Source organism: Microbacterium paludicola (assembly GCF_015235415.1).
Lineage (GTDB): Bacteria > Actinomycetota > Actinomycetes > Actinomycetales > Microbacteriaceae > Microbacterium > Microbacterium paludicola.
The window spans coordinates 1-5,502 of the sequence record NZ_JADGLL010000077.1; the positions used below are offsets into that span (position 1 = coordinate 1).

Sequence of the window (5,502 nt, forward strand, 5' to 3'; positions counted from 1 at the left end):
ACCCGTATAAATGCAGAAGGGCCACCCGTCGTTGGGTGGCCCTTCTGTTCACGTGAAGTCCGGCGGTGTCCTACTCTCCCACAGGGTCCCCCCTGCAGTACCATCGGCGCTGAGAGGCTTAGCTTCCGGGTTCGGAATGTGACCGGGCGTTTCCCTCTCGCTATGACCGCCGAAACACTTTTCGATGTTTCGAACTATCTAGCACACTATGAAGTTGCTGTTGTTCTCGACCGTACATCGAGAACCACTCAGTGGACGCGTAGCATCGCCAGAAGGCGAGGTGTTATCAAGTCATCGGCTTATTAGTACCAGTCAGCTGCATGCATTGCTGCACTTCCACATCTGGCCTATCAACCCAGTAGTCTGGCTGGGAGCCTCTCACCCGAAGGTATGGAAGTCTCATCTTGAGGCCGGCTTCCCGCTTAGATGCTTTCAGCGGTTATCCATCCCGAACGTAGCTAATCAGCGGTGCTCCTGGCGGAACAACTGACACACCAGAGGTTCGTCCAACCCGGTCCTCTCGTACTAGGGTCAGATCCTCTCAAACTTCCTACGCGCGCAGCGGATAGGGACCGAACTGTCTCACGACGTTCTAAACCCAGCTCGCGTACCGCTTTAATGGGCGAACAGCCCAACCCTTGGGACCTACTCCAGCCCCAGGATGCGACGAGCCGACATCGAGGTGCCAAACCATGCCGTCGATATGGACTCTTGGGCAAGATCAGCCTGTTATCCCCGAGGTACCTTTTATCCGTTGAGCGACAGCGCTTCCACAAGCCACTGCCGGATCACTAGTCCCGACTTTCGTCCCTGCTCGACCTGTCAGTCTCACAGTCAAGCTCCCTTGTGCACTTACACTCGCCACCTGATTGCCAACCAGGTTGAGGGAACCTTTGGGCGCCTCCGTTACTTTTTGGGAGGCAACCGCCCCAGTTAAACTACCCACCAGGCACTGTCCCTGAACCGGATCACGGTTCGAAGTTAGATATCCAGAGTGACCAGAGTGGTATTTCAACAACGACTCCACGGTAACTGGCGTCACCGCTTCAAAGTCTCCCACCTATCCTACACAAGCCACACCGAACACCAATACCAAGCTGTAGTAAAGGTCACGGGGTCTTTCCGTCCTGCTGCGCGTAACGAGCATCTTTACTCGTAATGCAATTTCGCCGAGTTCGCGGTTGAGACAGTTGGGAAGTCGTTACGCCATTCGTGCAGGTCGGAACTTACCCGACAAGGAATTTCGCTACCTTAGGATGGTTATAGTTACCACCGCCGTTTACCGGGGCTTAAATTCTCAGCTTCGCCTTGCGGCTAACCGGTCCTCTTAACCTTCCGGCACCGGGCAGGCGTCAGTCCGTATACATCGTCTTGCGACTTGGCACGGACCTGTGTTTTTAATAAACAGTCGCTACCCACTGGTCTCTGCGGCCACCAAACGCTTTCGGAGCAAGTCCTAATACGTCGATGGCCCCCCTTCTCCCGAAGTTACGGGGGCATTTTGCCGAGTTCCTTAACCACGATTCTCTCGATCTCCTTGGTATTCTCTACCTGACCACCTGAGTCGGTTTGGGGTACGGGCGGCTGGAACCTCGCGTCGATGCTTTTCTCGGCAGCATAGGATCACCCACTTTTTATCCGCATCGTGTCTCAGCCTGAATGGGGGACGGATTTGCCTATCCCCCGGCCTACGCACTTGCACCAGGACTACCATCGCCTGGCTTGGGCTACCTTCCTGCGTCACACCTGTTAATACGCTAACCGCACCAGCATGGGGTCGCGCGCTCCACCACCCGGTGTCACCCGAAGGTGACGATGGATGGTTTCGGGCGCTTAGCACCACTGGATTAGCTTGGGCGGTTCTTCGCCGGTACGGGAATATCAACCCGTTGTCCATCGACTACGCCTGTCGGCCTCGCCTTAGGTCCCGACTTACCCAGGGAAGATTAGCTTGACCCTGGAACCCTTGGTCTTTCGGAGGACGTGTTTCTCACACGTCATTCGCTACTCATGCCTGCATTCTCACTCGTGTAGCGTCCACGGCTGGTTCACACCGCCGCTTCACTCGCCACACGACGCTCTCCTACCCATCAAAACGGCTGGACCACGAAGGCCTGCCAATAGTTTCAATGCCACAACTTCGGTGGCGTGCTTGAGCCCCGTTACATTGTCGGCGCGGAATCACTTGACCAGTGAGCTATTACGCACTCTTTCAAGGGTGGCTGCTTCTAAGCCAACCTCCTGGTTGTCAAGGCAACTCCACATCCTTTCCCACTTAGCACGCGCTTTGGGACCTTAGTTGGTGGTCTGGGTTGTTTCCCTCTCGACTATGAAGCTTATCCCCCACAGTCTCACTGCTGCGCTCTCACTTACCGGCATTCGGAGTTTGGCTGACGTCAGTAACCTTGTAGGGCCCATCGGCCATCCAGTAGCTCTACCTCCGGCAAGAAACACGCAACGCTGCACCTAAATGCATTTCGGAGAGAACCAGCTATCACGAAGTTTGATTGGCCTTTCACCCCTATCCACAGCTCATCCCCTCAGTTTTCAACCTAAGTGGGTTCGGCCCTCCACGACGTCTTACCGTCGCTTCAGCCTGGCCATGGATAGATCACTTCGCTTCGGGTCTAGGACACGCGACTATGGTCGCCCTATTCAGACTCGCTTTCGCTACGGCTACCCCACACGGGTTAACCTCGCCACGTATCACTAACTCGCAGGCTCATTCTTCAAAAGGCACGCTGTCACCCCTACTAAGGAGGCTCCAACGGTTTGTAAGCAGACGGTTTCAGGTACTATTTCACTCCCCTCCCGGGGTACTTTTCACCTTTCCCTCACGGTACTTGTCCGCTATCGGTCATCTGGGAGTATTTAGGCTTATCAGGTGGTCCTGACAGATTCACACGGGATTTCTCGGGCCCCGTGCTACTTGGGATACACTCCACGTCAGCACACGCATTTCGACTACGGGGCTGCCACCCACTCTGGCCGGCCATTCAAGACCGTTCGTCTATACGCTGCTGTCACGTCGACCCTTCGGCAGAAGAGTCAGGAGAGTCCCGCAACCCCGAACGTGCAACGCCTGCCGGCTATCACACACGCTCGGTTTAGCCTCATCCGGTTTCGCTCGCCACTACTCACGGAATCACTGTTGTTTTCTCTTCCTGTGGGTACTGAGATGTTTCACTTCCCCACGTTCCCTCTACCCGCCCTATATATTCAGGCGGGAGTCACCAGGTGTTGATCCTGGCGGGGTTTCCCCATTCGGACATCCTCGGATCAAAGCTCGCTTATCAGCTCCCCGAGGCTTATCGCAGATTGCTACGTCCTTCTTCGGCTCCAGATGCCAAGGCATCCACCGTCTGCTCTTAAAGACTTGAAATCACATGAGCCGACAGATCCCTTTTGAAAGATCTGTCGTTCGCTATCTTTAAAGATGCTCGCGTCCACTGTGTAGTTCTCAAAGTACGGGCGGTGCCCCTCCCTCACCCCACCAACGGTGGGACTCAGAAAGGGCCCAGAAGGAGGGAACCAGAGGTTCCGGTCCTTCAGGACCCAACAGCGTGCAGCCACCCCGCTTCGCCAACCAGCTCGTTCCAGACCCGCAAGCAGGCCGTACTAAAACCAGTCAGCAGCGCTGACGGCATGTCAAATGTTCCACCCATGAGCTAACCAGCGAGACACATTCGGTCCCGAACTGGCGCCTGGACACCCCGAAGAGTGCCAGATGCTCCTTAGAAAGGAGGTGATCCAGCCGCACCTTCCGGTACGGCTACCTTGTTACGACTTAGTCCTAATTACCGATCCCACCTTCGACGGCTCCCTCCACAAGGGTTAGGCCACCGGCTTCAGGTGTTACCGACTTTCATGACTTGACGGGCGGTGTGTACAAGACCCGGGAACGTATTCACCGCAGCGTTGCTGATCTGCGATTACTAGCGACTCCGACTTCATGAGGTCGAGTTGCAGACCTCAATCCGAACTGGGACCGGCTTTTTGGGATTCGCTCCACCTCACGGTATTGCAGCCCTTTGTACCGGCCATTGTAGCATGCGTGAAGCCCAAGACATAAGGGGCATGATGATTTGACGTCATCCCCACCTTCCTCCGAGTTGACCCCGGCAGTATCCCATGAGTTCCCACCATTACGTGCTGGCAACATAGAACGAGGGTTGCGCTCGTTGCGGGACTTAACCCAACATCTCACGACACGAGCTGACGACAACCATGCACCACCTGTATAGAGACCTTGCGGGGGAACTGTTTCCAGATCTTTCCTCTATATGTCAAGCCTTGGTAAGGTTCTTCGCGTTGCATCGAATTAATCCGCATGCTCCGCCGCTTGTGCGGGTCCCCGTCAATTCCTTTGAGTTTTAGCCTTGCGGCCGTACTCCCCAGGCGGGGAACTTAATGCGTTAGCTGCGTCACGGAGACCGTGGAAAGGCCCCCACAACTAGTTCCCAACGTTTACGGGGTGGACTACCAGGGTATCTAAGCCTGTTTGCTCCCCACCCTTTCGCTCCTCAGCGTCAGTTACGGCCCAGAGATCTGCCTTCGCCATCGGTGTTCCTCCTGATATCTGCGCATTCCACCGCTACACCAGGAATTCCAATCTCCCCTACCGCACTCTAGTCTGCCCGTACCCACTGCAGGCCCGAGGTTGAGCCTCGGGTTTTCACAGCAGACGCGACAGACCGCCTACGAGCTCTTTACGCCCAATAATTCCGGATAACGCTTGCGCCCTACGTATTACCGCGGCTGCTGGCACGTAGTTAGCCGGCGCTTTTTCTGCAGGTACCGTCACTTTCGCTTCTTCCCTGCTAAAAGAGGTTTACAACCCGAAGGCCGTCATCCCTCACGCGGCGTTGCTGCATCAGGCTTGCGCCCATTGTGCAATATTCCCCACTGCTGCCTCCCGTAGGAGTCTGGGCCGTGTCTCAGTCCCAGTGTGGCCGGTCACCCTCTCAGGCCGGCTACCCGTCGACGCCTTGGTGAGCCGTTACCTCACCAACAAGCTGATAGGCCGCGAGCCCATCCCGAACCAATAAATCTTTCCCACCAGTAACGATGCCGCTCTGGTGCGTATCCGGTATTAGACGCCGTTTCCAGCGCTTATCCCAGAGTTCGGGGCAGGTTGCTCACGTGTTACTCACCCGTTCGCCACTGATCCACAAGAGCAAGCTCCTGCTTCACCGTTCGACTTGCATGTGTTAAGCACGCCGCCAGCGTTCATCCTGAGCCAGGATCAAACTCTCCGTAAAAGAAAATTGCTGCACCAACCGGGAAAACGGTGACGCAGCGAGTTTGATGCTGACCAAAAACGGATGTCAAAACTGACTTCCAATAATTTGATCCAAAGGAATCTTGCCAACCAACTCAAAAAGAGTCAGCCGACGAGGTTATTTGGCATTTGACAAGTGCACGCTGTTGAGTTCTCAAGGATCGGATGCTCCCAGCCCTGCGACTCCCGCCGCAGCCCTCCGGGGCAACTTCTCTATCTTA

The 5,502-nt window shown here is 55.6% G+C and carries 3 rRNA genes; all 3 read right to left on the minus strand.

What is annotated here, in order from left to right:
• Nucleotides 1–57: 57 nt before the first annotated feature.
• Nucleotides 58–174, minus strand: a 5S ribosomal RNA gene (gene rrf / locus IR155_RS15465).
• A gap of 108 nt (nucleotides 175–282) precedes the next feature.
• Nucleotides 283–3,382, minus strand: a 23S ribosomal RNA gene (locus IR155_RS15470).
• Nucleotides 3,383–3,738: 356 nt separating this feature from the next.
• Nucleotides 3,739–5,261: ribosomal RNA gene (locus IR155_RS15475) — 16S ribosomal RNA — on the minus strand.
• The 16S, 23S and 5S rRNA genes sit together here, the layout of an rRNA operon.
• Between the last annotated feature and the right edge of the window lie 241 nt (nucleotides 5,262–5,502).